Genomic DNA, 24,232 nt, shown 5'->3' with positions numbered 1-24,232 from the left:
TTGGTTCAACAGATCTTAGCTAAGTGCCATTATTGTTCACGTATGTCACGGCTAGATTCTCTCTTGTTTCCATGCTCTCGTTCTTGCTTTTCAGCTTTCACAGGCGTCTCACGTCTGATTTCTGGTGCGACAAATTTAGGCTCTGGCATCCTTGCTTCTGGACGCGGTGTTTGTGGCATTTCTCTTTGTATTGGCTGAGCACGATCAGACATGCGCTCAGGCATACGCTCTGCACCACGCTCGAAACGACGCTCATTTCTTTCCGCATTGCGCTCGTTGATACGGTCAAAATTCCGCTCACCATTTCTCTCCACAGTCCGCTCATCGCTTGTTTCTACCGGACGGCTAACTGGCATTCCGGCATTGATAGGCGGTGTAGTTCGAATTTCACGTGGTGGCTCTTGTCGCGGCTGATTGAGAACGGCGCGATTAGAATCATCAAAGCGGTCGCGTTGTGTTTGTACGCTTGGATCGAAGCGTTCAGCACGGATACGATGGTTATTCCTTTCAATATTCATTTCCTCCACAGTTTTAATTCCAGTTGAGTTGGGTACTACAAGCTGAGGCTGTTGCGCTTGAATCGGTGTATTTAATCCTTGGGTTTCATTTTGTTGGCGGCGTTCAAAACGATTGCCATTGAATTCATTTCTATTATTTAACTCTGTGGATCGTACAGTGTTAGGGGACGGAATTTGCGTTTGCACTGGCGCATTAAGACCTCGATTGTCACGGTAGTTATCACGATTATTGTTACGGTTGCCGTCGTATCGTGTATCGGTATTGCCATCATTTAGTTTGATGGCGTCACTGCGATTTGGACCTGTAATGACAGGGCGCGCACGGAATTGATCGTTCTCTTGCCAGTTGCGCGGGCGTGCATCACCGAAGCGGTTATTTTTTTCAGGTGCAATTCTCGACACATCATCGTCGATTCGCATGTGCTTGATGTCAGATCCACGTAGCGTTGATGACGCAGGGAAGACGTGTTCACCGCGTACGAAAGTTTGCGTGGGTACCGATGTCACGGCATTTTGCACGTGCTGATTTCGATAGTCGCGATAGTTGTTGTCATCATGTTTCTTCCTATCGTTTTTATGAATGACAGTCGTATTATTAATCACGATCGTCTGATTCATATTTTGAATATAGCGGTTGCTGCGGGTGTAGTGTGGGCGATAAACTTCGCCCGGTCCTAATGGCAGCCACGATACCGACGGGCCATGGGTATGACGGGTATTAAGGTTGATGCCTGCGTTTAATCCACCGCTGCCAACACCTACCCATGCGACTAAGGCTGGCGCATATACCGGGCGATGATGACGTTCATAGCGACCTGGTACCCAGCCCCAGCGCTTGCCCACATACGCCCATCTTCCATAGTGATATGGGGCAAAACCCCATGGAGAGCGATCGATCCAAGTCCAGCCCCAAGGCGCGACCCAAACCCATTTACCATCACGGTAGGGTGCCCAGCCAACCGAAATACCACGTGGGTACCAGATCGCACCATATTCATTGTGAGTATCCCAATTGCCATATTCGTCTAATTGCTGGTATCCCACCATGTCGCGTGGTACGTATCTTGCGGAAATAGAATTGTCTTCTGCTCGGTCTCGATCCGCTGCCCACTGGTCAAACGTATCGAATGGCGGAACACGGACGATTTGTGTGTGATTGAGATTGGTACCAGAAAAGCGAGTTTGCTCGCCTTCGCGCAAAGTGATGATGTCTCTGTCACCCTGTGCCACACCAACGCCACGTCGAATGATCACGGTACTAGTGTTATCGTCATTGACATTGATGCGATATTCACCCGGTTCTTGTATAGAAAAACTTAAATTGGGTGTGTTGATTTCGAAGTTTTCACGTTCTTGTAAAGCTCTTACCCTGACAACTAGGCTTCCTTGGGACAATTGAATTTGTGTACTGTCGTCGTTTAAGTTGATAAAACTAATGCGGGTTCTTTCATGTAAGCGCAAAGCATTGGCACCCACTTGCAGTTCCGCGCGACCACCGTCCGGCACTGAGACGCTATCGCCAGTAGAAATCGGACGATTGCTTAAAAGGGGAACCCATTCGTTACTTCCGGCATCAGCAAAACTGATATTGCCGAAGGAATAGCCCACGCGTGCAATCCGACTTGGCGGCTCATCATTTTGTTCATTTTGTGTATTGATGGAGGAATTTGGAGGGGGACTACTTTGTGCCGCAACATAAGCAAATGGCAGGCATGCGCTAACTGTAAGGGCTGTGAAACTGCAAATTTTCTTGGAGAATTGAAGCATATTCATGATGTTTCTTTCGCACATTTGAATAAATTGGAAGACTACCCGAGGTTACCTGTGGGGGTATAACGCGATAGGCAGGCTTTTGGATGTCACAAAAATTCACAAACCGGTAAAAAATGTAAACTGACTATGATCAACAACTCGTTCTGCCGTGAACTGGATGTTGGTGATTTGATGCTCTATTGCTGCGCCTTGCCTATGATGCACGCAGACAGTCAACAATCTTCATACGTGAAGCACGCCAGGCAGGAATGAAGCCGCCGATAAAACCCATGATCAGGGAGAAACCGATGGTTTGCGCGATGATGTTGCCCGTCATCTTGAATTGGAATGCCAATTCGCTGAAAGTTTGAAAATTTGTTGTAGAGATATCGACAGTTTGCATCCAAGAGGCAGCGAATAGACCGATCACCCCGCCAACCAAAGAGAGCAAAAGAGATTCGGACAAAAATGCGACCAAGACCGCACTGCGTCGGAAGCCGAGTGCACGCAAGGCGCCAATTTCACCCACGCGCTGCGCTACCGCCGCAAACATCGTGATCATGGCACCAACAATGGCGCCGATCGAGAAGATAATCGATAGGCTGAGTCCCAAAATACGAATGAAAGTCGCCAATGCTTCGCTTTGTTCCGCATAGAATTGAATTTCAGGCTTAGCATCTATTTGTAAACGAGGATCATTTTTGATTGCCGCTTGCAAGTTGTCGGTAGCGCTAAGATCATTTAAACGGAACACGATGGTCGAGTACGCATTGCGTCGAAACGCCGCCATCATTTGTTCGTTGTCGCCCCAGATTTCGCTGTCAAAACCCGTTTTGCCTGAATCGAAAATGCCGACCACAAGCCAGTCTCTTTGCGCAAAACGCAAGGTTTCTCCCAAACTTGTGCCGCGAAAGCCTTGTGAAATTGAACGTCCAGCGATGATTTCTGAAGTGCCTGGGCGGAACATTCTTCCTTCTATCATTTTCACTTGGGGGCGTAGTTCTAGACCTAATGCGGAAGTACCGCGTAAAGTCACATTACTCGGTTTGCCATTACTACGTTTAGCGAGATTGTTGAGAACAACGGGCTCTTTGCTAATTAAAGGTTCACCGAGTCGATTGGTGGCAATGCCTGGTAAGCTGGCGATGATGGCAGCTTGATCGCGGGAAATGCCGCTATTGATCTCAGCACCAGAGCCTTTGCGTAACACCAAAATATTATCAGGCTGTCCGGTAGCAACCAAGGTCGCCTTGATGCCCTCGCTCATCATGAGTACCACCGTAAAGACGAAAATCACCAGCGCCATGCCACCAGCCGTTAGTAGGGTGGTCACACGGCGTACCCACAAATTGCGTGCGACATACGAGAATGGAATGGCCTTCATGCGACGTGCCTCAAACCGTTGACAATATCTATTCTGCTCATTTTCCAAGCGGGCCAGGCGGCAGCCACAACACCGACGATGAGACTGGCAAGGATTTGGTACATCATGGTCGTTTCCGACACCATGAATACCGGAAAGAGTGTACCAACCGCTTTAGCAAATCCTGCTGCAATCGGCAAAGTCAGTAAGAGTCCCGCACCTCCACCAATCAAAGCGATGACCAAGCTTTCACCAAATAAGAGCTTGACCACAAAACCTGGGGAAAATCCCAGTGCTTTCAGCGTCGCATATTCCGCTAATCGTTCACGGGCCGTCATGGTCATCGTATTGGCCATGACAGCCATGATAATAATGATGATGACAAAGCTGACCGCATTGACGGCGACTAAAATTGCCTCACTCATGGAAACGAAACCGAGTTGGAAGGCTTTCTCTGTTTCCGTCAGTGTTTCGCCCAAAGAGTTTTTAAAAAGCGCATCAATACGCTCGGATACCACTGGTGCATTGTCTGGTTCGTTGATGCGAACCACATACACGCCCACATAATCGGCGCCGCGTTTGAAACGCTTACGATTGGATTCGGCCAATAGTTGCCAATGAAAGAGAAATTGTGACTCGTCCGTTTTAGCATCGACGCCATCCCAAATGCCGCGAAGGGTAAAAGTCCAGGTGCCCGGAAAGATGGTGCCACGCAAAGGAATTTGATCGCCGATTTTCCAGCCATATTGATCAGCCAATTTGCGCCCCACGATGGCGCCTTGTCGATCAAGGATGAAGGCCTTTTTTTCCTCGTCTTTCAAAACATATTCGGGGTAGAGCGCTAGATAGCTGGCTGGTTCCACTGCAAATTGTGGAAAGAAATTGCGTTCAGTAATATAAATTCCGCCAAACCAGTTCGACCAACTAACTCCGGTCACTCCTTCGACATTGCGCAAGCGTTCGGCATAACTGAGTGGAAGCGGGAAGGTGAGGGAGATGGAATTGCGGGTGATTAAGCGTACGCTGGAGGTGCCATCCACTCCAGCGTACCAAGCATCAATGATGGTGCGCAACAAACCAAACGCACAAATGGCGACCACCAAGCCTACCATCGTGAGTAGGGTGCGTAGCTTGTGGCGAAAAGCGTTTTTGAGTAGGAGGCGAAAGATAAACATGCGTTAATTGCCGATGCGCTTATTGGTTAGAGCACATGCTCAGAGTTCGCAATTGCTTGATCCGGTACTAGCACGCCTTTTTCCAAATGGACTAAACGATGCGCCCGTGATGCGGCCTTCGGGTCGTGGGTTACCATGATAATTGTCTTGCCTAACTGGCTATGCAATTCATCGAGTAAATCTAATACTTCACGTGCTGTGACTCGATCCAAGTCTCCCGTGGGTTCGTCGGCAACAATCAAGGCCGGGTCAGTAACCAAGGCGCGGGCGATAGCGACCCGTTGCTGCTGCCCACCCGATAATTCATTGGGGTAGTGATCCATGCGGTCGGTCAGACTGACCATTTCTAGCGCTGCAGTCACGTGCGCTTTGCGTTGAGAGCGCGATAAATTAGTCAGCAATAGCGGCAATTCCACGTTCTCAAAGGCATTGAGAACAGGCATCAAATTGTAAAATTGAAAAATAAATCCCACATTCGCAGCTCGCCAGTCGGCTAGCTCACCTTCACTGAGATTAGCAATGTTGACGCCGGCGATTTCGATGGTGCCTGCGGTCGGTTTGTCGATACCAGCGATGAGATTGAGCAAGGTACTTTTACCCGACCCACTAGGGCCCATCAGCGCCAAAAAATCAGCCGTCTCGACATCCAGATTGACGCCTTCCAAGACTGGTATATGTTGCCCGCCGCGCGTATAGGATTTATCTAAATCACGAATGCGAATAATAGGCGGCTTCGTGGTTGGGTTTATGGTGCCGTTCATTTGCCAGTGACCACGATTTTTTTACCAGCGACTAATTTGTCATTCGGTGATAAGACCAATCTGTCACCCGATTGCAAGTTACCAGTCACTTCTTGATTATCGCCAATTTTTCGGCCCAACGCGACTGGGAGTATTTCCACCGTGTCGGCTTTGACGCGGAAGACGACTTTCTTACCATCACGATCGACGACCGTTTTGGGATTGATGGCTAACACCGCTTTTTGATCGGCATCGCTGGCGACCTGGGATAAGATTGTGACCTTGGCACTCATTTCTGGGAGGATGCGCGGATCGAGTTTTTCGAAGCGTATCTTGGTCATGACCGTTGCTTTCGCGCGATCAACGGTGGGAACAATACCCGCGATACTGCCGCGAAAACGGCTATCAGGTAGGGCATCGAGCGTGATTTCAACGGGTTGACCTATGCTCGCTTTTGCTAGATTACTTTCTGAGACATCGGCTTCGACTTCTAGCGTGCTCATGTCGGCCATCGTGACGACCGCACCTTGACTACCGGCCGCGCTAGAGAAGGGCGTGATGATATCGCCGACGTTGGCATTCTTGTTCAACACGACGCCATCAAAAGGAGCGCGGATTTCGGTGAAATCTTGATTGACTTGTTGGACACGTAATTGTGACTGTGCGACCGCCACGGTCGCTTTGGCAGACACCATCGCTGCTTTGCTGGCATTGACGCGCTTGACTGCCGCGTCCATGGCTTGCGCCGATAAAAAACCTTGCGCTTTTAGTCCTTGTGCACGTTGTAAGTCTGATTCGGCATTAACCAATTCCACATTCGCTTGTGCGACGCCAGCCTCGGCTTGACGAATGCTCGCTTGCACCGCAGCCATTGCTGCCTGAACATCACTGGCATCGAGTTTGGCGATGATTTCACCTTGTTTGACTTTACTGCCCTCACGCACATTCAACCAGATTAGTCGCCCAGTGGCCTTACTGGCGACAGCAGCGCGTCGCTGTGCTACCACGTAGCCAGAGGCACTGAGTTGGGCATATTGCTGAGAAGGATAAGTCGTGACAACCGAGCTCACTTGGACCTCTTGTGACCGTGGCTGCAATATGACAAAAGCCACAACACAGATCGCCACCAGAATCACTACCCATTTGCCCCAAGCTTTCTTTTTGCCAGCCTGTGGTGATCCTCGATCGATGCTGAGTTTTTTCAGTGTTGACGTAGAAGAGGTAGTATCAGTCATGGTGTTTTCAATCTAATGAAATTGGTGTTGACATGTCGCTGCTGATGCAACGACAAAACAAAGAGAAATCAAATACGACGATGCCTGCTGCTGTTGCCTAGTGCGAGCTTTGACTCGGATTGATAATACCTTCTGTTAAGGTCGTAGCGGTAAACAATTGCGCGCAATCGACTTGATCGAAACTATAGTGCTTGCCACAAAAATCGCAATTGATGTCGAGTTGATTTAATTCCGCAATCGCAGTGCTAACTTCTTCATGTCCTAGCATTTTGAGCATATCGCCGACTTTTTCGCGGGTGCAATTGCAATGAAACTGTGGGTGCAAAGGCTCGAATACGCGCAAAGTTTCTTCCCAAAACAAACGTGTCATGAGAGTTTCAATATCGGTACTCAAAAGCTCTTCTTGCTTCAGTGTGCTTCCCATGATCACCGCACGATTCCATGCTTCAGTTTCATCTTCAACACTAGATTCTGTGCCACCAATTTTCGGTAGCTTTTGCAATAACAAACCACGGGCGACTTGGTCATCGGCTGCCAGCCAGAGTTTAGTATCCAACTGCTCTGAGCGCATCATGTAATTTTCTATGATGGTCGCAATAGAATCGCCATCGAGAGGCACGATGCCTTGATAGGCTTGTTGTCCTGGCATTTTGTCATTCGGGTCGAGGGTAATCACAAATCGCCCTTGTCCGCGACTGTGCACTAACTCACTGAGAGTCGCATCGTCAGCGATCACGGCATTGGCTGCTAGTTTCGCCGTGGCGCGCAAACGTAGTTCAGAATCGCATTCGACCACCAATAATTTAATCGGCCCATCACCATGAATTTGCATGATCATGCTGCCGTTGAATTTTAGGTTTGCGCTCAACAAGGAAGCGGCAGCGAGCAGCTCGCCGAGGATGATTTTGACGGGTTGTGGGTAATCTTGATGTGACAAAATTGCTTGCCACGTATTTGGCAGTTCGACAAATTCGCCGCGCACGCCAGCGTGTTCAAACATAAATTTTTGTAGATTGTCTTTCACGGTGTTTCCTTGAAAATGATTCATGAAGTCTTGATGTTTTGCTTATTCGGTATCGATGCGCTTGAGTTGGGTCTTGTATTCTTGTGCCCGTTTTACATAGTTTTGGGTGTTGGCATGCATTTGCGTGATGGCTTCGTCACTCAAGGTGCGAACGACTTTCGCTGGAGAGCCGACAATGAGGGAATTGTCGGGAAATTCCTTGCCTTCAGTGACTAATGCGCCAGCACCGACCAGACAATTTTTTCCGATTTTTGCACCATTCAAGATCACTGCTTGGATGCCAATCAGACTGCCTTCGCCGATGCTGCAGCCATGTAACATTGCTTGATGGCCTACGGTCACGTTTTTGCCTATGCTTAAGGGATATCCCGGGTCAGTGTGTAATGTGCAAGATTCTTGCAAATTGCTGTTCTCACCGACATGAATGAGTTCATTGTCGCCGCGAATCACGGTGCCGAACCAAACGCTGGCCCCTGCATCGATTTTGACTTTGCCGATGACTTTTGCACTGTCTGTGATGTACGCACTCGCATCAATTTCAGGAGAAATGTCGCCTAACTGATAAATAGCCATGATTCTTCCGTAAAATAGAGGGATTGATAATTTATCGCCATTTTACCGCTCAACGCATGAATTCACCCACACTTAGTCCACTTTCTGATGACGCATTAGTAAGTAATCGTAATCTTCATAAATCTGACGAATTACGTCAACTCGCGCTTCGTTGTCTGGCCGAGAGCGACGCACGGCGCAAAGCGACCAGTGTCACGCAATTGCGTCAAGCTTGGTTGTCAGGTCAAGTTCGATTGGATCGCGATACCAAGATGGTCGCGCCTGATTCAATTCCAGGTAGACCCGAAAAGCCAGACTTAGTCGCCCCGTTAGACGTGAAACGTCGTGCCATGAATACCGTCGAAGGACGAGCCAGTTTAATTCATGCCTTAGCGCATATTGAATTTAATGCGATCAATCTTGCGCTAGATGCGGTTTGGCGCTTTCCAAATATGCCTGAAGCCTATTATGTGGATTGGCTACAAGTGGCACAGGAAGAGGCGTATCACTTTGGTTTGTTGGCTGATCATTTATTGACCATGGGCTATCAATACGGCGATTTTTCTGCGCATAATAGTTTGTGGGAGTTAGCTGAAAGAACAGGCAGTGATGTGCTGGCGCGCATGGCGCTGGTTCCTCGAACGATGGAAGCGCGCGGACTTGATGCAACACCAGCACTTAGGGCCAAGTTAGCGCAGGCCAAGGATTTTGCTGCGGCCGAGATTTTGGACATCATTTTGCGGGATGAAATTGGCCATGTCGGAATTGGTAATCGTTGGTTTGCCTATCTTTGTGAACAACGTGGTTTGGAGCCGATTGCGTGTTTTTCTGCGCTGGCACAAGAGTTCAGGGCGCCGCAATTACGTGCCCCATTTAATGTGCCGGCACGATTGGCGGCAGGATTTACGCCGGAAGAATTGTCGGCGATGAAAATACAATAAGAGGGACGTGAATATGGGGCCAAGGGAAAAATTTGTTTTTGCATTGCCATTGTTGACGACTCTTAAAGGCACGTTTGTGGCCAGTATGATCGTTTTGGCGGGGGTGACCCAAATTGGTTGTGGACTGTTTGGTAAGCCAGCACCCGCGCCACTGCCAGAACAACGCGTACTCAAGAAAAAAGTCGTCATGACGGGGTTTGCGGTGAATGTGCCTGCGCAAGTGCAAGATATGGACGACATTGCCCAGGGTATCCCACGCGAGCTATTGAGTCGTCTCGAACGTTCAGGTAATTTTATTGTGCGTCAATCAAAGGATTTACTCTCTTATGATTTGAAACAAGAAGCACCGACTGCGAAATTGGTGAAGCAAGTTGCTGCGGAAAATGATGCGCAATTTGTGATCGCTGGCGAAATCCGTAGTGCTGGTGTGCGCAGTGATAAGCGCTATTTTGGTCTGTGGGAGAGTCGTAGCCGCCACATAGAAATCGAATTCGCAATCTATGACGGTATCACTGGCGCTTTTTTACAGCGGCATCATTTATATCGTCCCTCCGAAGATGATAGTAAAGTCGGTAGAGACAAACCATTTGGTAGTGTCGCTTTTTACGCTACCAACTACGGTAAAGCCATAGACTCGATACTGGAAGAATCTGTCGCGTGGATTCGTAAAGATTTGTCGGGCTTTCCCATGATCGTGAAAATTATTCAAGTGAATGGCAAGCGTTTAATGGTCGATGCTGGTGCCACTTCCAGTTTGGTGGCGGGTGATACTGGTTTGGTCGTTTCTGACTACGATGAGTTGCCAGTGTTAGGCATGACTGCGATACAGGCTCGCCCTATCTATTATGGAACGCCACAAGCGAGCATGGGAAAGTTGACGATCAATCAAAGCCAACTACAATTTTCCTTAGGCGAATTGGAGGGGGAAGGGAATATTGGAACGGTGAAAGTTAAGGTTGGTGATTACGTGCGCTTTGATGGTGTCAAACCCTGACTGATATTCGTTGGAAATTTCTAAAACGCCTTGTGAAGCAAAATCTTCCAAGGCTTTTTTTGTGTCCTGCAGCAATTTTCGTGTGATCGGTTATAATTATCGAACGGTCGTTCTATTTTTGTCTAAAGGTTAATACTATGAAAGCCAGTCGCTCCGAATTTATTCCCTTGCGTGGTCTGAATATGCATATTCGTCATTGGGGAAACCCCGATGCTCCGATCTTGTTTATGGTACATGGTTGGATGGATGTGGCTGCGTCTTTTCAATTTGTCGTTGATTGTTTATCGCGTGACTGGCATGTGATCGCGCCAGATTGGCGTGGTTTTGGCTTGACTGAATATCCTAAAGTAGAAAGTTACTGGTTTCCTGACTATGTGGCTGATTTGGATGCTATCCTGCAGCATTACTCACCTGAGCAACCGGTTAATTTGTTAGGCCATAGCATGGGGGGAAATATCGCCATGATTTATGCTGGCGTACGCCCAGAACGTATCGCGAAATTGATTAATCTCGAAGGCTTTGGCATGCCGATGACGCAAGCCAAGCAAGCGCCGGGGCGGTACCGAAAATGGCTGGACGAACTGCGCGAAGTACCGACCCTGCGTCACTATGCGGATCTGACAGAAGTGGCAGGGCGCCTCCAAAAGACTAACCCGCGATTGTCCGATCAACGCGCGAGTTTCTTAGCGCAGCACTGGTCCAAAGAAAATGCTCAGGGTCAATGGGAATTATTAGCTGACCCAGCACACAAAAATTCTAGCCCGCTGCTATATCACGTCGATGAAGTATTGCAATGTTGGCAAAATATTGCAGCACCCGTGCTGTGGGTTGAAGCGAACGACACCGACATTTGGCGCATGATAGGCTCCAAAGAAGAGGCGCGTGTAGAAATTGATCGTCGCATGAAGTTTATTCCCACGATTCAGACTGAAGTGGTAATGGATGCGGGGCACATGTTGCATCATGATCAACCAGAAGTGTTGGCGCAGCTGATCGAGGAATTCTTGGGCTAAGTTGTTTGGCTAGGATCAGAAACCTGCATGTCTTAATTGACTTGCAGGTTTTTTTTCGTCCCTGTTTTTATACAATCGACAGTTAAAGCGTAGGCAAAACGTAGCAAACAACCATATTACGAATAATTGTTGGAACTTTTCTTTATCTCAATCGGAATAGTAGTATGAGGGCAGCTTAACCAACACAACATGAATGACGAATGGGCGACTTGATACCGGATATTGAATTGATACGACAAATGCGCAATGGCGATCAATCTGCCTTTGTCACTTTGTATCGCCGCCACCATCCAGCTTTATATCGCTATGCGGTTTTGCGTTGCGGCTCAACGCAGGCTGCTGCTGATGTAGTGCAAGAGGTGTTTATGGGGCTGATGGCGGATCAATATCACTATGACGCGTTGAAAGGCAATTTGCTGTATTTTTTATTCGGCGTAGCGCGGAATGTGGCGATGAAGTTTGATGAGGTAACGCAGCATCGCTTTAACAATCAGTTGCCGGGCTCATTATTTTCAGAGCAGGAGCCAGATGAAGCGGACCTGCCTGTAGAAGTAGCAAGTGAAGAATTGAATCCACTAGAACGATTATTGCATCACCAAATGGCGGAGGAGTTGCGTGCAGCGATTGCTTGTCTTTCACCACACTACCGCGATGTCTTGATTTTGTTTGAGCTACAAGAATTGTCTTATTTGGACATTGCTGATATTTGTCAAATCAACGTTGGTACAGTTCGTTCGCGTTTGTCCCGGGCGCGCCAAGCCTTAGCAGAACGCTTGCAAAGTTACCGATGCGAAGCTGCTTAGTGCAAACCGTTTTGGATAAAAATGCAGTGTGGAATAGATTAATTGAGATTATGAAAGAAATTGTATGTTAGATAGCGATCAAGTGAATGCGCAACTGAGGCCTGCATTTGCGGCGCTCAAACAGGAAATGCATGACTTTCATGCGCCTGCAAGTGTTGAGGCAAATTTGCTTGCGGCTTTTAAGAAGCAACATCCACCGCAGGCATGGTGGCGTAAATGGTTTGCCGAGCCTTGGCAATGGAGTGGTGTGTTAGTGATGAGTTTGCTGTTGGCATTGATCGTGTTGAACAAACCTATGCTAGCTGATACGGAGGCGAACGTACTTGCACAAGACGACCACTTGTATGAAGACATTCCGTTCATCGCTCTGGAGAGTGGAGAGAATATCTTGAAACAAGACAGTATGCGTATTGTGCGCGCTGATGTTCCGCATACGATATTGGCCTCACTTGGTGTGCCGATGAATCCACAAAATGCGGGGGAAACATCAAGGGCAGAAATGTTGGTTGGTGAGAATGATGAATATTTAGCAGTACGGTTTATTCCTGGCGAGTGAATATTTTTCGTTGACAGGTGTTTTGAAGCTAGATGTTCAGATTAACAATGAAGGAGAGAAAGATGTTTACATTGATGAAATCGAAGAAGCCATTGCTCGCAGTCTTACTGTCGACCTTGTTTTGTACTGCACCAGTCTATGCAACAAAGTTAAGTGCTGCCATACCAGAAAAACTGGTTGCGTTTGAGTTTCATACCTTGGATATAGAGACACCACAATCTGGGACAAATGCAGCAAATGCTGCAGATAAAGATCAAAATATGCGGCTCGAGGTCATGCGCAATGAGGTATTTATCAAGCATGCTCCCAGAGGGGCGTTGTTAACGCATGCACAGAGCATTCGTATGGGTGAAAAAATCATTAAAAATGCGCCATATAGTGCGGAGGTGATTACAGAAAATCAGCAGAAACTGGCAGATGGCAATGTCATTGCTAACAAAGTTTCTATGTTGACTTATCGTGATTCGCAAGGTCGTACCAGAGAGGAAATTCGTGATCCTAAAGGGGAAATACGAACAATTATTATTAACGATCCGGAAGTCAGTCGAATTGTCCTGAATCCAAAATCAAAGACAGCGCTCAAGATGATGCCGATTGCGTCAATGAAAGCGGGCAAACCGGCTCTGAATATCGTCACCGAGAATATTACTAAGGCCGCTGACGGTAAAGATGTTATCGAACTCAAACTTGCAGCTGAGGGCGATAAACAAGGTGAACGTCATGTGGTAATTCGTCGTGCCGTGAAATCGGCAGACGGCAAAGTGATTTCAGGAGATGTCGAAAGAAATATGACCATCGATGTACGTGGATCAGAATCTGGTCGGAACATGGAAATGCAAACAGGTAGTGCAGGGCTTGATGCAAACTTCTCGCGTATTTTTAGTGATGCAAAATGGTCAGCTAAGCGTCAAACCAAGGTTCTAGGCAGTCGTGATTTTGACGGTATAAAGGCGGATGGTAAGGTTCAAAGCTACGAAATTCCAGCCGGTGAAATTGGTAACGTCAATCCTATCTTGGTCAGCGACGAAAGTTGGACTTCGCCAGAATTGCAAATCACCTTGTACTCAAAGCACAGTGATCCACGTTCGGGTGAGCGCATTTATCGTTTGAGCAATGTAAAGCGCGATGAGGTTCCCGCCAATATGTTCGCCGTACCTAATGACTATAAATTGAGTGATTTGAGTGAAATGGGAAAAGTGATGAAGTTTGACTCGAATGACAAGACCGACAAAACTGATAAAGCTGAAAAAATGCAGAGAATCGAAAAAGAAATCCGTATTGAAAAGAAGTAAGTATCAATCTATGAATCTGGATATTTGATCTAAATGATTATTTGTACAAATAGATAAATTTGCAGGTGCGTGAGCAAGTGAAGATTTTTGCCTAGCAAGGCTGATGGCGAATCGATTCTATGAATCGGTTCGCTTTTTTTATTTGTTTGGGCATCGAACCAAGTAAAGGCTATGTAGTCTACTGGTGCAGAGGAGAGTCGAACATGAATCTAGGTTAAACTCCTGTTTTCGCTTCGATTAAGCACTTATCCAGTATTTAACCATTCGCCTATTTTTATCATGAGCACAGCCAAGTCTTACGGATTTACCACCACCATCTTGCATAACGACCGTCAAAAAGACATCGAACACGGTTCGCCACACAAGCCGATTCACACTTCCGTCACTTATGGCTACAAAAATGCCAGAGAACTTGCCGATGTATTTCAAGGCAAGCAGCCGGGTTATCGTTATGGGCGTCAGGGCAATCCCACAGTATCGGCTTTAGAGGACAAGATCACTAAGATGGAAGATGGCAGCGCGAGCTTGTGCTTCGCTACCGGTATGGCCGCAATTGGTGCGGTATTTCAGGGCTTATTGCGTCAGGGCGATCACATTATTTCCTCGCGTTTTTTGTTTGGAAATACGAATAGCGTTTGGCAAACATGTGCCGAGCAAGGCATCACTCTTTCTTTGGTTGATGCGACTAAAGTCGCTGAGATCGAAGCGGCGATCACACCCGCAACCCGTATGGTTTTCGTTGAAACGATCGCTAATCCACGCACACAAATCGCCGACCTCAAACGCATCGGTGAACTGTGTCAGCAGCACGGCATTTTGTATGTCGTCGATAACACCATGACTTCGCCATACTTATTCCGCCCCAAGGCGGTTGGTGCTGGTTTGGTGGTGAATTCTTTGACTAAATCCATCGCAGGTCATGGCAATGTCTTAGGTGGTGCTTTGACTGACACCGGCTTGTTTGATTGGGCTAGCTATCCGCATATCGCGCCAAATTTCCGTAAATTAGCATCAGCACAGCAAGGCATCGCTCATCTTCGTGCAAAGGCCTTACGCGATTTTGGCGCCTCGATTTCGCCGGATGCTGCGCATCAAGTGGCGGTCGGTGCGGAAACGCTGGCACTTCGCATGCAACGCGAAAGTGAAAATGCCTTGGAGCTGGCTCGCTTACTTGAAGCGGATCCGCGTGTGGCAGTGGTGCATTATCCAGGCTTGGAATCACATCCCCAGCATGCTATAGCAACAGAGCTATTCCGCGCTTATGGTGCCTTGTTGAGTTTCGAGCTGAAACCAGAAATCGATTGTTTTGATTATTTGAACCACTTGAAACTGGCGATTAACGCCACACATCTGGGGGATACTCGTACGTTGGTGATTCCGGTTGCGCATACGATTTTCTTTGAGATGGGGCCGGAACGTCGTGCAGAAATGGGGATCGTTGATTCTTTGATTCGCGTCTCGGTCGGGATTGAAGATACTGATGACTTGTTGCAAGACTTTGCCAACGCACTGAATCAGTATTGATTCCGCTACTCTGTGATAGCTCCCGGTGGCGCATCGACTAAGCAAGATGCGCTGCTTTTGTTTTAGACTTGTCTAGTCGATTTTATCCTTCATAGCCACTCAGGAGCACCATGTTCTCTTTCATTTTGCCTATAGCAGTTCGCATGACGCAACGCGATTGGCGCGCTGGTGAACTTCGATTCTTATTGATCGCACTCATGGTGGCGGTCGCTTCATTATCCTCAGTCGGTTTTTTTGTTGATCGTATGCGCGGCGGTTTGGAGCGCGATGCCCTTCAGGTTTTGGGAGCGGATTTGCTGGTTGTTTCGACCCGAACGATACAGCCGGAGTGGAAGCAGTTGGCGAAAGAGAATGGTTTGAAAACTGCGGAGACCGTAGTTTTTCCTAGTATGGCGTTTGCTGGCGAAGGCGATGCCGCCAAGGCGAAATTAGTGACCTTGAAAGCAGTCACGGATGGCTATCCTCTACGTGGTAAGTTGAAATTATTCGAGGGCGATAAAGAAGTCGCGGTCGATAAGGTTCCGGTCGCAGGCACAGCTTGGGTTGATCCTGCCTTATTGGGCAGTCTGAACATTGCGATTGGTAGCAAGATTAGCGTGGGAGAGCAGCAATTCACCGTGACGCAAAGCATCGCATCAGAGCCTGATCGTGGTGCGGGCTTCCTCGGTTTTTCACCGCGCGTCATGATTTCTGAACAGGATTTGGCTGCAACGAAATTGATACAAGATGGTTCCCGCATCACTTATCGCTTATTGCTGGCAGGTGATAAACAAGCGGTAGAAAATTTCAGAGTGAACTTAGACAAGAAACTCACTGAGCAAAGTATTAAAGGTGTACGCATAGAAACGATCGCTAATGGCAATGAACAACTGCGTACCACGCTTGATCGTGCTGAACAGTTTTTATCCATGGTCAGTATGTTGTCCGCCATGTTGGCAGCAGTGGCGGTAGCGATGGCAGCGCGCCGTTTTATGTTGCGACACATTGATGCTTGCGCGATGTTGCGCTGCCTTGGTTTAACTCAAAACCAAGTTACAACGATGTATCTGTTAGAGTTTTTGATGTTAGGTATCGTCGGCAGTATCGCTGGTGTGATGATCGGTTTCGCTAGCCATTTTTTGTTGTTGGAGTGGTTGGGTAGCTTGGTTTCTGTCGATCTGCCCGCAGCGACTTTCTTGCCCGCATGGCAAGGCATTGCTGTCGGCATTTTATTGTTGATCGGTTTTGCGATGCCGCCGATTTTGCAGTTGCGCGATGTACCGCACAATCAAGTGATTCGTCGCGAGCAAGATGCACCGAAAGCGATGACGCTCGCAACTTACGCCTTAGGCTTGGGTATCTTTATTTCCTTATTGCTGTGGCAAACTGGCGACGTCAAAGTGGGATCTATGGTGGCGGTTGGTTTTATTGTCGGTCTATTCCTTTTTTCTTTTGTCGCTTGGTTGAGTATTTTTGTCTTGAAACGCATGCGTACCAGTTTTAATTTTTCAGCTTGGCGTTTCGCAATTACCGCATTACAGCGTCGCCCAGGTGCGACGGTGGTGCAAGTGGTTTCTTTGTCCTTAGGTTTAATGGCCTTGCTATTGTTGACGGTGGTGCGCGGAGATCTGATCGCCGCATGGAAACAATCAACGCCTGCTGACGCACCGAATCATTTTGTGATTAATATTCAGCCCGACCAAAAAGAAGAAATCGCCAAGCGTGTCGAAAATTTCGCCAAGCCTATGATCTACCCAATGATACGTGGACGCCTGATTCAGATTAATGATCAGGTATTGAAGCCAAATTCTTATCAAGATGAGCGTGCCAATTCTTTGGTCGAGCGAGAATTTAATCTTTCCACCATGACGGATTTGCCTGCTTTGAATAAGGTGGTGGCGGGTGAGTGGTATAACGATAGCAGCGCGACAGAACCTGAGGCTTCTGTCGAAGAAGGCTTAGCGAAAACTTTGAAATTGAAGTTAGGCGATCAAATGGTATTTGACATCGCTGGTCAAAAGGTTTCAGCTAAAGTGACTAGTCTGCGTAAATTGGATTGGGGTTCCATGCGGGTCAACTTCTTCGTGGTGATTAATCCCAAAGCGATGCAGGATATGCCCCAGACTTTCATCACGGCGTTCCGTGTACCTGATGAACAGAAGCAGTTCACCAATCAACTGACCTTAGATTTCCCCAATCTGACGGTGATGGATGTGGGTGCTATTCTGAAACAACTGCAAGATATTTTAGATCAAGTGATTACTGCGGTTGAGTTCCTGTTCTTGTTCACTTTGGTGTCTGGCGTCTTGGTCTTGTACGCTGCTCTCGCTGGTTCGCAAGACATCCGCATGCGTGAAGCTGCTTTGCTTCGCGCCTTAGGTGCCACGCGTAAACAGCTTTCGCATGCACAATGGGTAGAGTTTTTATTGGTCGGTAGTTTGGCGGGCGCACTTGCCGCTTGTGGCGCCTTGGCGATCGGCTGGGCACTCGCTACCTTTGCCTTCAAATTCGCGTGGACATTTTCACCTGTTGTCATCGGTGCGGGTATCATTGTTGGCGCGGTCTGCGCTTTGATTGGTGGTTGGTTAGGATTACGTAATGTTTTGAGTCAACCGCCTCTCATGTCTTTGCGAAATAGTTAAAGAGAGTTTTATGGAAGAGCAGGAAGAGAAATCCAATTTGTATGAATTGATCGGTGGTGCTGACAAGCTTCGAGAAATGGTCGATCGCTTTTATGATTTGATGCAATTGGAAACCGAGTTTACAGGTATCAATCAAATGCATCCACAGCCGAATGACAGTTCTCGCGACAAGTTGTTTTGGTTTTTATCGGGATGGATGGGCGGCCCGAATCTCTACATAGAACAATTTGGACATCCGCGTTTGCGCGCTCGACATTTGCCATACGCGATAGGCGTTGCTGAGCGAGATCAATGGTTGCGTTGCATGGCGTGGGCGATGCAAGATGTCGGAATTGCGGAGCCTTTGCAAGAACACTTGATGAACTCGTTTTATCAGACTGCCGATTGGATGCGCAATACGCCGGGGTAATTCGAGTATAGACATCGCTTTTGTTCCCTCTCCCGCGAGCGGGAGAGGGTTAGGGTGAGGGGCGTTCAGAAATGGTAGAGTCAATTCAATTAGGCTAAGCTCGGTCGGGAGGTTGAAACCCGCACTACGCAAGTGCTTGATGGTTGGCGGCGCGGTTTCACCAGACCTACAACTTTCTCAATTAAAATTTCTCCTGCGATCTAATGCCGTAATGCTTGTTGAACTTCCCTCATCCCCGACCCTTCTCCCGCTAGCGGGAGAAGGGAGAGTAAGCCTCAAAATTCATACATAAGACTACACCCATGAATACTATAGAAGTCATTTTGACCCTCGCAATTTCTGTGGTCGTCCTCTTGCAAGTACTGATTTTAGTGCGCAAACAGGTTGGTAGTCAGGAAGCGCAATGGCTCGCTTTGCAATCGCAATTGCAGCAAACATTCACACAACAACAGCAAGCACAAGAGCGTACCGAGCGGGTTTTGCGTGAACAAGTTCAATCCACAGCGCAAGCAACGAGACAAGACTTAGGCGCGAATTTTACGCAATTTCAACAGACTTTGAGTGCGCAATTGACTAGCGTCGCCACCTTGCAAAACAATCAGATCGACGCGTTTTCACAGCAGTTGGTCAAGCTCAATGAAAGCAATGCACAACAGTTAGAGCAGATGCGTCAGGCCTTAATTCTGCAAGGGCAAAGTGCGCGCGAAGAGCAAGGTTTGAGCTTGAAGCGATTCGCCGACACGCTTAATCAAACTTTAAGCACGATGACGGAATCAAATGCGCAACGCATGTTAGAGATTCGTGCAACCTTGGAACAAAAGATTCAGCAGCTGCAAGCCGATAACGCTAGCAAACTAGAAGAAATGCGTAAGACCGTCGATGAAAAATTGCATGCGACTTTAGAGCAGCGTTTGGGTGAATCGTTTAAACAAGTCTCCGAACGTCTAGAAAAAGTACATCAAGGTTTAGGTGAAATGCAGCAGTTAGCCATCGGTGTTGGCGATCTCAAACGTTTACTCACCAATGTGAAAACGCGCGGTACCTGGGGTGAAGTTCAGCTCGAAATGGTGTTGGAGCAAATGCTCACACCAGATCAGTATGCAAAGAACGTCGAGACGATTCCCAATAGTGGCGAGCGTGTTGAGTTCGCGATTAAATTGCCCGGCAAAGAAGATGACCGTGCCCCAGTATGGATGCCTATCGATGCCAAGTTTCCAAAAGAACAGTATGAGCGCTTATTAGATGCGGCCGAACGCGCCGATGCTGAAGGCGTAGCACAGGCAGGAAAAGAACTAGAGCGGGTGATCCGTAATGAAGCTAAAACCATCGCTGAAAAATATCTGTCGCCGCCGTTAACAACCGACTTCGCGATTTTGTTTTTGCCAACCGAGGGCCTTTACGCGGAAGTCATGCGTCGCCCAGGTTTGGCTGATGAACTGCAACGCACTCATCGCGTTTCCATTTCGGGACCATCGACTCTGTCGGCATTATTAAATAGTCTGCAGATGGGATTTAGAACCTTGGTCTTAGAGAAACGCTCATCCGAGGTCTGGCAAGTATTGGGTGCTGTGAAGACCGAGTTTAGTAAATTCGGTGATGTGTTGGCTGCGACAAAAAATGCCTTGGTTAAGGCGGCGGACAATATTGATAAGGCCGAAGTACGTACGCGTCAAATGACGCGGAAATTGAAATTGGTTGAAGCCTTACCGACCGATGCAGCACAGAGTTTGTTGGGAATTGAGGATCATATTGAGGATGGGGAAGTTTGAGTTGCAGGTTTCAATAAAATGTTGGGCTTCACTTCGTTCAGTGCCAACCTACCTTGGAAATCTGATGATTGGTAGGCTGGGCTGACAAGCCCAGCATTTTTCAGAATCAATTCAGAATCAACTATTTTGATGACCTCTTAACCCCACAAACTCGGCTTATTCACCATCAAATAAAACACTCCTAACATGGCGATAAATGCCGGATATCCTAAGCGTTCCCAGTAACGTGCATATTGCCAATAGCAAGCGGTTAAATCTTCTCCTTGTGCGTAGGCAGTTTCAGCCATCTTCTTCATTTTGACTTGTAGCCAAACTACTGGCAACCAGCAAGCTCCCGCAAGCAGATACAAGATGATGCTGAGCAAAATCCACGGTGTATCGAGTGGCCATCCTGCCAAATACACCATCGCGATACCGCTGATCGGTTGAATGATGACGGCCGGCGTGGTGAAACACCAGTCCGCGATGACAACTAAACGCGACACCGTGGCGATTGCGGCAACATTCTTGCTGCGATGGGTGAAGTACAAATAAAACGCTGAACCAAAACCTGTACCGACCAACAGCACGGATGAAATGATATGCAAGGTTTTAAGTAGTAAATAGGTGTTCATTTTTTTTCTCCTCCGATCAGGACAAGCAAAATTGCCAGTATGGGGATATTTTTCAAAATCGGGCCGAAGGGATGAATCAGAAATTCAGGCAGACAAACCCCGATGATGATGGAATACATGAAAATCACGAGTAATTGGGCTAGCCATAAGCGCCGACTTCGATGCGTGATGGTGGCGATGCCTATGCTTAGATCAAGACCGCTTGCCGCATATAGAATTGGCATGGTGTAAACGCTGCTAATTCCCACTTGAGACAGTAAATGCGCGCTTTCTTGATGCGGGTAAATGCATAATGAAATGATGCCCGTCGCAATCCAAAGGAAGGCGAGTACTAGTCGAAACAAGATTGTTGACCAAGTGGCGATCGCCGCTGCAGCCAAGTTAGCCGTATCGTTATCGCTAAACCAGTCTTTTGCACCTTTAGGAGCTTGCCCTAAATAGTCGATGAATTGTGCTGCATCCGCTGTATTACCTTGTTCTAACATTCGTAGCGTCTCAGGAGCGAATACTTTTTGCGGGAGAAATCTCGCAAGTTCAGCACTGACTCGCATGATCGGCATAGGAACTGGAATGAACCAGCTGGGTGCTAAACGCATGGCTTGACGGTAGTTTGTAAGCATGTCGCGATAGGTCATCGGACTTGGTCCGACTGCACAAATGATCTGATGACACGCCGCCGTATTATTCGCGACTTCCTCAACCCATTTTTCGACACAGCGACAAAGATCATCGATATGCACGGGTTGTAGCGCTTGCTCGCCCTTACCTGGCAATGCGATGACGGGCATGCTGGCGAGGCTGCGAAAAAGCTGGCTGCTACCGCCGTCCATCCCCACGATCAGAGATGGCCTTAAGATCAAGTTGGTGCAATTGAGTTGACTTAAATATTGATCTGTATCGCGTTTGGTTTGCAAATAGGAGCTCAACTCTTGTGATGCCGACGCAGTTTGGCTAAGCGTACTGTCATCAGGACCCAAGGCTGAAATTTGCAAGATGCCTCGTACACCGGCATCGCTAGCAGCTTGAAATAAGGCGATCGGCGTATCGCGGTGGATGGCTGCAAAAGATGCAGTATTGCTTGCAGTGAGGATGCCGACTGCATTGATGACGATATCGATTTTGCCTGATGCTGCAAGGGCGGCAAAACGTTTTTCCCAAATGCTGGTTGAGGTGTCTTTGTGATAGCCGATTAATAATTCATTGTGCTGCGCTGTGCCGCCATCGCTGAATTGATGTACGCCATAGACGATTTCATGTCCCGCTTGTTGTAAGCGATGACTGATGTGCCGACCCACAAAGCCGTGTGCACCGCAAACTAGAATTCTCATGATCTATTCTCCTTCAACGAGCGGGCGACTCAAGCATCACTTTGTTCTTGGCTTGCTTTGGTAGCGCACATGCCGTCTTTACATCCACGACTATTTTTTAGCGCACGCTTGGACGCACGATCCGCAGCAATTTTAAATAGGACACCAGAAAAACGATTTGACAGACGATAGCGATTGCGGGCGACATGGATATATGCCCAATCGAAGAATGGTTTGAGAATAGGTAAGTTGGTTGGCGCAGTGATCCAGCCCAAGCCGACTGCACCATAGGCCAAACGAAAGACTTCAACACCTTTAACCATGCTGCCATCAGGGCGTAGCGCATGAATGATTTCCATCATGTCTTTTTTGCTGGCGGGATAGCTGCTGTCGTCAAAGTCTGGTGCCGATACGTCGATAAAGCGTAAAAGATCCTGCGTGTTGCGCGCGCGCAGATTGTCGATTTCTAGTTTGCACAGCGGGCATGATTCATCGTAGAGCAAGGTGAGTGGGTAATTATTATGGTTCATGATCTTTCCTTCGCTTGAAATTGGTCGTCAACATTGATGTTCAAAGTTAAGTTGAAAATTGGTATTCGGGGCGAGCCATTAATGCGTAATGTCTGTGAACATGCAACATCGGATATTTAAAATAATTTCTTTGTTTCTGTTATTTCTGTCTATACAGAAATATGTGTTTAAAAAAATGCGCATCGGTGAACCCTGATGCGCCTGTATTTACTAACTATTTTTCGTCACCGCGCACAAATTGCTGTACCTTGGCACCCATCTTTAATAGCTTCATTAAAGTGCTGGGTTCCAAGCGCAGCATTTCATCTGTCCAACTTGTCAGCGTTTTCATGAGCGCCAATGTTTCCGCGATACGCGCTTTGCTGGCACGATCTTCCTGATCGATATCTGGGCTGTCTAGGCAGGCTTGTAAAGTCGCAATCGTCGGGTTCAATTCACGTTCTTTACGTTCACGCACAACGGTGCGGAATAATTCCCACACATCCAGTGAAGTTTCAAAGTGCGCACGACGGTCGCCCATCACATGTGCCACTTTGACCAAGTTCCAATTCTGTAATTCTTTCAGTGAATTAGAGACATTGGAGCGTGCGACGCCTAGTGTATCGGCGATTTCTTCTGCAGTGAGCGGTGTGCCGGCAATGTAGAGCAGGGCGTGAATCTGGCTGACGGTGCGATTAACGCCCCACATGGTGCCCATTTCACCCCAGTGCAGTATGAATTTTTGTTTGACAGGTGTAAGTTCCATGTCGTTAGTGTAGGTATTTCCTTAATTTCTGTCAAGACAGAAATTAAGGAAATGTTGAGTAAGATTCTTAAAGTTAAGGTTTTGATTCGTCGCTTTACTTGCAGTGATCGGTTGCCACCTGATAGGCGACGACGAATAGGGACAAGATACTGCCGCCTTGACGCAGGCAATCAGGTTTGACCGCGCGTTCTGCTGCGCGTTGGAATTTGTCATGTTTGCTTAATTTGGGATCTTCCAGTGGAGTCCCAGCTTTCTCCGCCATTTTTTGTATATCCGACTTACTTGCGTCGTAGGCTTGTTTTATTGAGGCGCTATCGTATTTGAACGTCGATGTAGCAGTTTGCTCGTTGGCTCGATTTGATATGGGGGCTTGACGTGGTGATTCTGGAAAAGCATTGATTAATTCGGTCTCCGTTTTTGCTACTGGATCGGTATTGCTGGTAGGGGCCTGGTTGCTTGGAGTACTCTTGGTCTTTGGTTGTTTGGACTGTGCCGGTACGACGTTGACTACATGTTCTGGTTTTTGCCGTGTTGGTTCGGCGGTGTCGATTTGTCGCTGTGTGTTCACTGGTTTTTGTATGAAACTGAGAAGCATCACGTTCTGTTGCGATGTAATTGCGGGATTGATGTTGGTAAAAAATTCGCTATTTAGTTGGGCTAGAAAGACTAGAGAAATGGTGATGGCGAACAGAGCGGAAAACAGACGCTCTCGATGTGATCGAGCTAGGTAAATCTGATTCTGTGGGAAGTCGGTC

22 protein-coding genes are annotated in these 24,232 nt (G+C 47.7%); 10 read left to right on the top strand and 12 right to left on the bottom strand.

Annotated features, from left to right (window positions below):
* Positions 1 to 29: 29 nt before the first annotated feature.
* The 7 genes from H8K52_RS09305 to H8K52_RS09275 all read right to left on the bottom strand — a co-directional run bounded on the left by H8K52_RS09305 (position 30) and on the right by H8K52_RS09275 (position 8,380).
* The gene (locus tag H8K52_RS09305; protein WP_186922628.1) at positions 30 to 2,291 is read right to left on the bottom strand and encodes a DUF6600 domain-containing protein; all 2,262 of its coding nucleotides are present in this window, start codon (positions 2,289 to 2,291) and stop codon (positions 30 to 32) included.
* A 193-nt stretch (positions 2,292 to 2,484) separates the two neighbouring features.
* Positions 2,485 to 3,654 (bottom strand): ABC transporter permease, encoded by a 1,170-nt coding sequence (locus H8K52_RS09300; protein WP_186922627.1) that lies wholly within the window; start codon positions 3,652 to 3,654, stop codon positions 2,485 to 2,487.
* Positions 3,651 to 4,808 carry an ABC transporter permease gene (locus H8K52_RS09295; protein WP_186922626.1) on the bottom strand — a complete coding sequence of 386 codons (1,158 nt, stop codon included), beginning with the start codon at positions 4,806 to 4,808 and terminating at the stop codon, positions 3,651 to 3,653. Before H8K52_RS09295 ends, H8K52_RS09300 begins: the two co-directional genes overlap by 4 nt.
* A 26-nt stretch (positions 4,809 to 4,834) precedes the next feature.
* On the bottom strand, positions 4,835 to 5,569 hold the full coding sequence (locus tag H8K52_RS09290; protein WP_186922625.1) for an ABC transporter ATP-binding protein: 735 nt from the start codon (positions 5,567 to 5,569) through the stop codon (positions 4,835 to 4,837).
* Complete coding sequence (locus tag H8K52_RS09285) at positions 5,566 to 6,783, bottom strand: efflux RND transporter periplasmic adaptor subunit (protein ID WP_186922624.1); 1,218 nt, start codon at positions 6,781 to 6,783, stop codon at positions 5,566 to 5,568. Before H8K52_RS09285 ends, H8K52_RS09290 begins: the two co-directional genes overlap by 4 nt.
* Positions 6,784 to 6,880: 97 nt before the next feature.
* Complete coding sequence (gene hslO, locus H8K52_RS09280) at positions 6,881 to 7,807, bottom strand: Hsp33 family molecular chaperone HslO (protein WP_343044170.1); 927 nt, start codon at positions 7,805 to 7,807, stop codon at positions 6,881 to 6,883.
* Positions 7,808 to 7,849: 42 nt separating this feature from the next.
* Complete coding sequence (locus tag H8K52_RS09275; protein WP_186922622.1) at positions 7,850 to 8,380, bottom strand: gamma carbonic anhydrase family protein; 531 nt, start codon at positions 8,378 to 8,380, stop codon at positions 7,850 to 7,852.
* Positions 8,381 to 8,436: 56 nt separating this feature from the next.
* Here H8K52_RS09275 and H8K52_RS09270 point away from each other — a divergent pair, with 56 nt between their 5' ends.
* The 10 genes from H8K52_RS09270 to H8K52_RS09225 all read left to right on the top strand — a co-directional run bounded on the left by H8K52_RS09270 (position 8,437) and on the right by H8K52_RS09225 (position 20,281).
* Complete coding sequence (locus tag H8K52_RS09270; protein ID WP_186922621.1) at positions 8,437 to 9,300, top strand: ferritin-like domain-containing protein; 864 nt, start codon at positions 8,437 to 8,439, stop codon at positions 9,298 to 9,300.
* A gap of 13 nt (positions 9,301 to 9,313) precedes the next feature.
* Positions 9,314 to 10,294 carry a flagella assembly protein FlgT middle domain-containing protein gene (locus tag H8K52_RS09265; protein ID WP_186922620.1) on the top strand — a complete coding sequence of 327 codons (981 nt, stop codon included), beginning with the start codon at positions 9,314 to 9,316 and terminating at the stop codon, positions 10,292 to 10,294.
* A gap of 137 nt (positions 10,295 to 10,431) precedes the next feature.
* Positions 10,432 to 11,307 (top strand): alpha/beta fold hydrolase, encoded by an 876-nt coding sequence (locus H8K52_RS09260; RefSeq protein WP_186922619.1) that lies wholly within the window; start codon positions 10,432 to 10,434, stop codon positions 11,305 to 11,307.
* A 200-nt stretch (positions 11,308 to 11,507) separates the two neighbouring features.
* The gene (locus H8K52_RS09255) at positions 11,508 to 12,110 is read left to right on the top strand and encodes an RNA polymerase sigma factor (RefSeq protein ID WP_186922618.1); all 603 of its coding nucleotides are present in this window, start codon (positions 11,508 to 11,510) and stop codon (positions 12,108 to 12,110) included.
* A 64-nt stretch (positions 12,111 to 12,174) separates the two neighbouring features.
* A complete protein-coding gene (locus tag H8K52_RS09250; protein WP_186922617.1) occupies positions 12,175 to 12,666 on the top strand; it encodes a hypothetical protein in 492 nt (163 codons plus the stop codon).
* A 62-nt stretch (positions 12,667 to 12,728) separates the two neighbouring features.
* A complete protein-coding gene (locus H8K52_RS09245; protein WP_186922616.1) occupies positions 12,729 to 13,958 on the top strand; it encodes a hypothetical protein in 1,230 nt (409 codons plus the stop codon).
* Positions 13,959 to 14,237: 279 nt separating this feature from the next.
* Entirely contained in the window at positions 14,238 to 15,482 is a 1,245-nt protein-coding gene (locus H8K52_RS09240; protein ID WP_186922615.1) for a cystathionine gamma-synthase family protein, read from the top strand.
* Positions 15,483 to 15,592: 110 nt separating this feature from the next.
* Entirely contained in the window at positions 15,593 to 18,103 is a 2,511-nt protein-coding gene (locus H8K52_RS09235; protein WP_246464401.1) for an ABC transporter permease, read from the top strand.
* A gap of 10 nt (positions 18,104 to 18,113) precedes the next feature.
* Positions 18,114 to 18,512 (top strand): group II truncated hemoglobin, encoded by a 399-nt coding sequence (locus H8K52_RS09230; RefSeq protein WP_186922614.1) that lies wholly within the window; start codon positions 18,114 to 18,116, stop codon positions 18,510 to 18,512.
* A 302-nt stretch (positions 18,513 to 18,814) separates the two neighbouring features.
* The gene (locus tag H8K52_RS09225; RefSeq protein WP_186922613.1) at positions 18,815 to 20,281 is read left to right on the top strand and encodes a DNA recombination protein RmuC; all 1,467 of its coding nucleotides are present in this window, start codon (positions 18,815 to 18,817) and stop codon (positions 20,279 to 20,281) included.
* A gap of 137 nt (positions 20,282 to 20,418) precedes the next feature.
* Here the strand turns inward: H8K52_RS09225 and H8K52_RS09220 are convergent, their stop codons facing one another.
* From H8K52_RS09220 to H8K52_RS09200, 5 genes are all read right to left on the bottom strand, one after another.
* Complete coding sequence (locus tag H8K52_RS09220) at positions 20,419 to 20,895, bottom strand: DUF2269 family protein (RefSeq protein WP_186922612.1); 477 nt, start codon at positions 20,893 to 20,895, stop codon at positions 20,419 to 20,421.
* Positions 20,892 to 22,223, bottom strand: a complete 1,332-nt coding sequence (locus tag H8K52_RS09215) for an SDR family oxidoreductase (RefSeq protein WP_186922611.1) — start codon at positions 22,221 to 22,223, stop codon at positions 20,892 to 20,894. The genes H8K52_RS09220 and H8K52_RS09215 overlap by 4 nt, the downstream gene beginning before the upstream one ends.
* Positions 22,224 to 22,252: 29 nt before the next feature.
* The gene (locus H8K52_RS09210; RefSeq protein WP_186922610.1) at positions 22,253 to 22,732 is read right to left on the bottom strand and encodes a thiol-disulfide oxidoreductase DCC family protein; all 480 of its coding nucleotides are present in this window, start codon (positions 22,730 to 22,732) and stop codon (positions 22,253 to 22,255) included.
* A gap of 214 nt (positions 22,733 to 22,946) precedes the next feature.
* Complete coding sequence (locus H8K52_RS09205) at positions 22,947 to 23,477, bottom strand: GbsR/MarR family transcriptional regulator (protein WP_186922609.1); 531 nt, start codon at positions 23,475 to 23,477, stop codon at positions 22,947 to 22,949.
* Positions 23,478 to 23,571: 94 nt separating this feature from the next.
* Positions 23,572 to 24,045, bottom strand: coding sequence for a hypothetical protein (locus tag H8K52_RS09200; RefSeq protein WP_222613742.1), 474 nt, complete (start codon positions 24,043 to 24,045; stop codon positions 23,572 to 23,574).
* Positions 24,046 to 24,232: the final 187 nt, after the last annotated feature.

Source organism: Affinundibacterium seohonense, from assembly GCF_014284305.1.
Taxonomy (GTDB): domain Bacteria; phylum Pseudomonadota; class Gammaproteobacteria; order Burkholderiales; family Burkholderiaceae_D; genus Undibacterium; species Undibacterium seohonense.
This window is presented reverse-complemented; position numbering and strand designations above follow the sequence as displayed.

What these genes read in the sequence shown, in the direction of transcription:
- H8K52_RS09220 (WP_186922612.1), bottom strand. Translation starts at nt 20,895, where the DNA reads ATGAACACCTATTTACTACTTAAAACCTTGCATATCATTTCATCCGTG.
- H8K52_RS09260 (WP_186922619.1), top strand. Translation starts at nt 10,432, where the DNA reads ATGAAAGCCAGTCGCTCCGAATTTATTCCCTTGCGTGGTCTGAATATG.
- H8K52_RS09290 (WP_186922625.1), bottom strand. Translation starts at nt 5,569, where the DNA reads ATGAACGGCACCATAAACCCAACCACGAAGCCGCCTATTATTCGCATT.
- H8K52_RS09215 (WP_186922611.1), bottom strand. Translation starts at nt 22,223, where the DNA reads ATGAGAATTCTAGTTTGCGGTGCACACGGCTTTGTGGGTCGGCACATC.
- H8K52_RS09255 (WP_186922618.1), top strand. Translation starts at nt 11,508, where the DNA reads ATGGGCGACTTGATACCGGATATTGAATTGATACGACAAATGCGCAAT.
- H8K52_RS09295 (WP_186922626.1), bottom strand. Translation starts at nt 4,808, where the DNA reads ATGTTTATCTTTCGCCTCCTACTCAAAAACGCTTTTCGCCACAAGCTA.
- H8K52_RS09300 (WP_186922627.1), bottom strand. Translation starts at nt 3,654, where the DNA reads ATGAAGGCCATTCCATTCTCGTATGTCGCACGCAATTTGTGGGTACGC.
- H8K52_RS09305 (WP_186922628.1), bottom strand. Translation starts at nt 2,291, where the DNA reads ATGAATATGCTTCAATTCTCCAAGAAAATTTGCAGTTTCACAGCCCTT.
- H8K52_RS09230 (WP_186922614.1), top strand. Translation starts at nt 18,114, where the DNA reads ATGGAAGAGCAGGAAGAGAAATCCAATTTGTATGAATTGATCGGTGGT.
- H8K52_RS09250 (WP_186922617.1), top strand. Translation starts at nt 12,175, where the DNA reads ATGTTAGATAGCGATCAAGTGAATGCGCAACTGAGGCCTGCATTTGCG.
- H8K52_RS09265 (WP_186922620.1), top strand. Translation starts at nt 9,314, where the DNA reads ATGGGGCCAAGGGAAAAATTTGTTTTTGCATTGCCATTGTTGACGACT.
- H8K52_RS09275 (WP_186922622.1), bottom strand. Translation starts at nt 8,380, where the DNA reads ATGGCTATTTATCAGTTAGGCGACATTTCTCCTGAAATTGATGCGAGT.
- H8K52_RS09270 (WP_186922621.1), top strand. Translation starts at nt 8,437, where the DNA reads ATGAATTCACCCACACTTAGTCCACTTTCTGATGACGCATTAGTAAGT.
- H8K52_RS09285 (WP_186922624.1), bottom strand. Translation starts at nt 6,783, where the DNA reads ATGACTGATACTACCTCTTCTACGTCAACACTGAAAAAACTCAGCATC.
- H8K52_RS09225 (WP_186922613.1), top strand. Translation starts at nt 18,815, where the DNA reads ATGAATACTATAGAAGTCATTTTGACCCTCGCAATTTCTGTGGTCGTC.
- H8K52_RS09205 (WP_186922609.1), bottom strand. Translation starts at nt 23,477, where the DNA reads ATGGAACTTACACCTGTCAAACAAAAATTCATACTGCACTGGGGTGAA.
- H8K52_RS09235 (WP_246464401.1), top strand. Translation starts at nt 15,593, where the DNA reads ATGTTCTCTTTCATTTTGCCTATAGCAGTTCGCATGACGCAACGCGAT.
- H8K52_RS09210 (WP_186922610.1), bottom strand. Translation starts at nt 22,732, where the DNA reads ATGAACCATAATAATTACCCACTCACCTTGCTCTACGATGAATCATGC.
- H8K52_RS09245 (WP_186922616.1), top strand. Translation starts at nt 12,729, where the DNA reads ATGTTTACATTGATGAAATCGAAGAAGCCATTGCTCGCAGTCTTACTG.
- H8K52_RS09240 (WP_186922615.1), top strand. Translation starts at nt 14,238, where the DNA reads ATGAGCACAGCCAAGTCTTACGGATTTACCACCACCATCTTGCATAAC.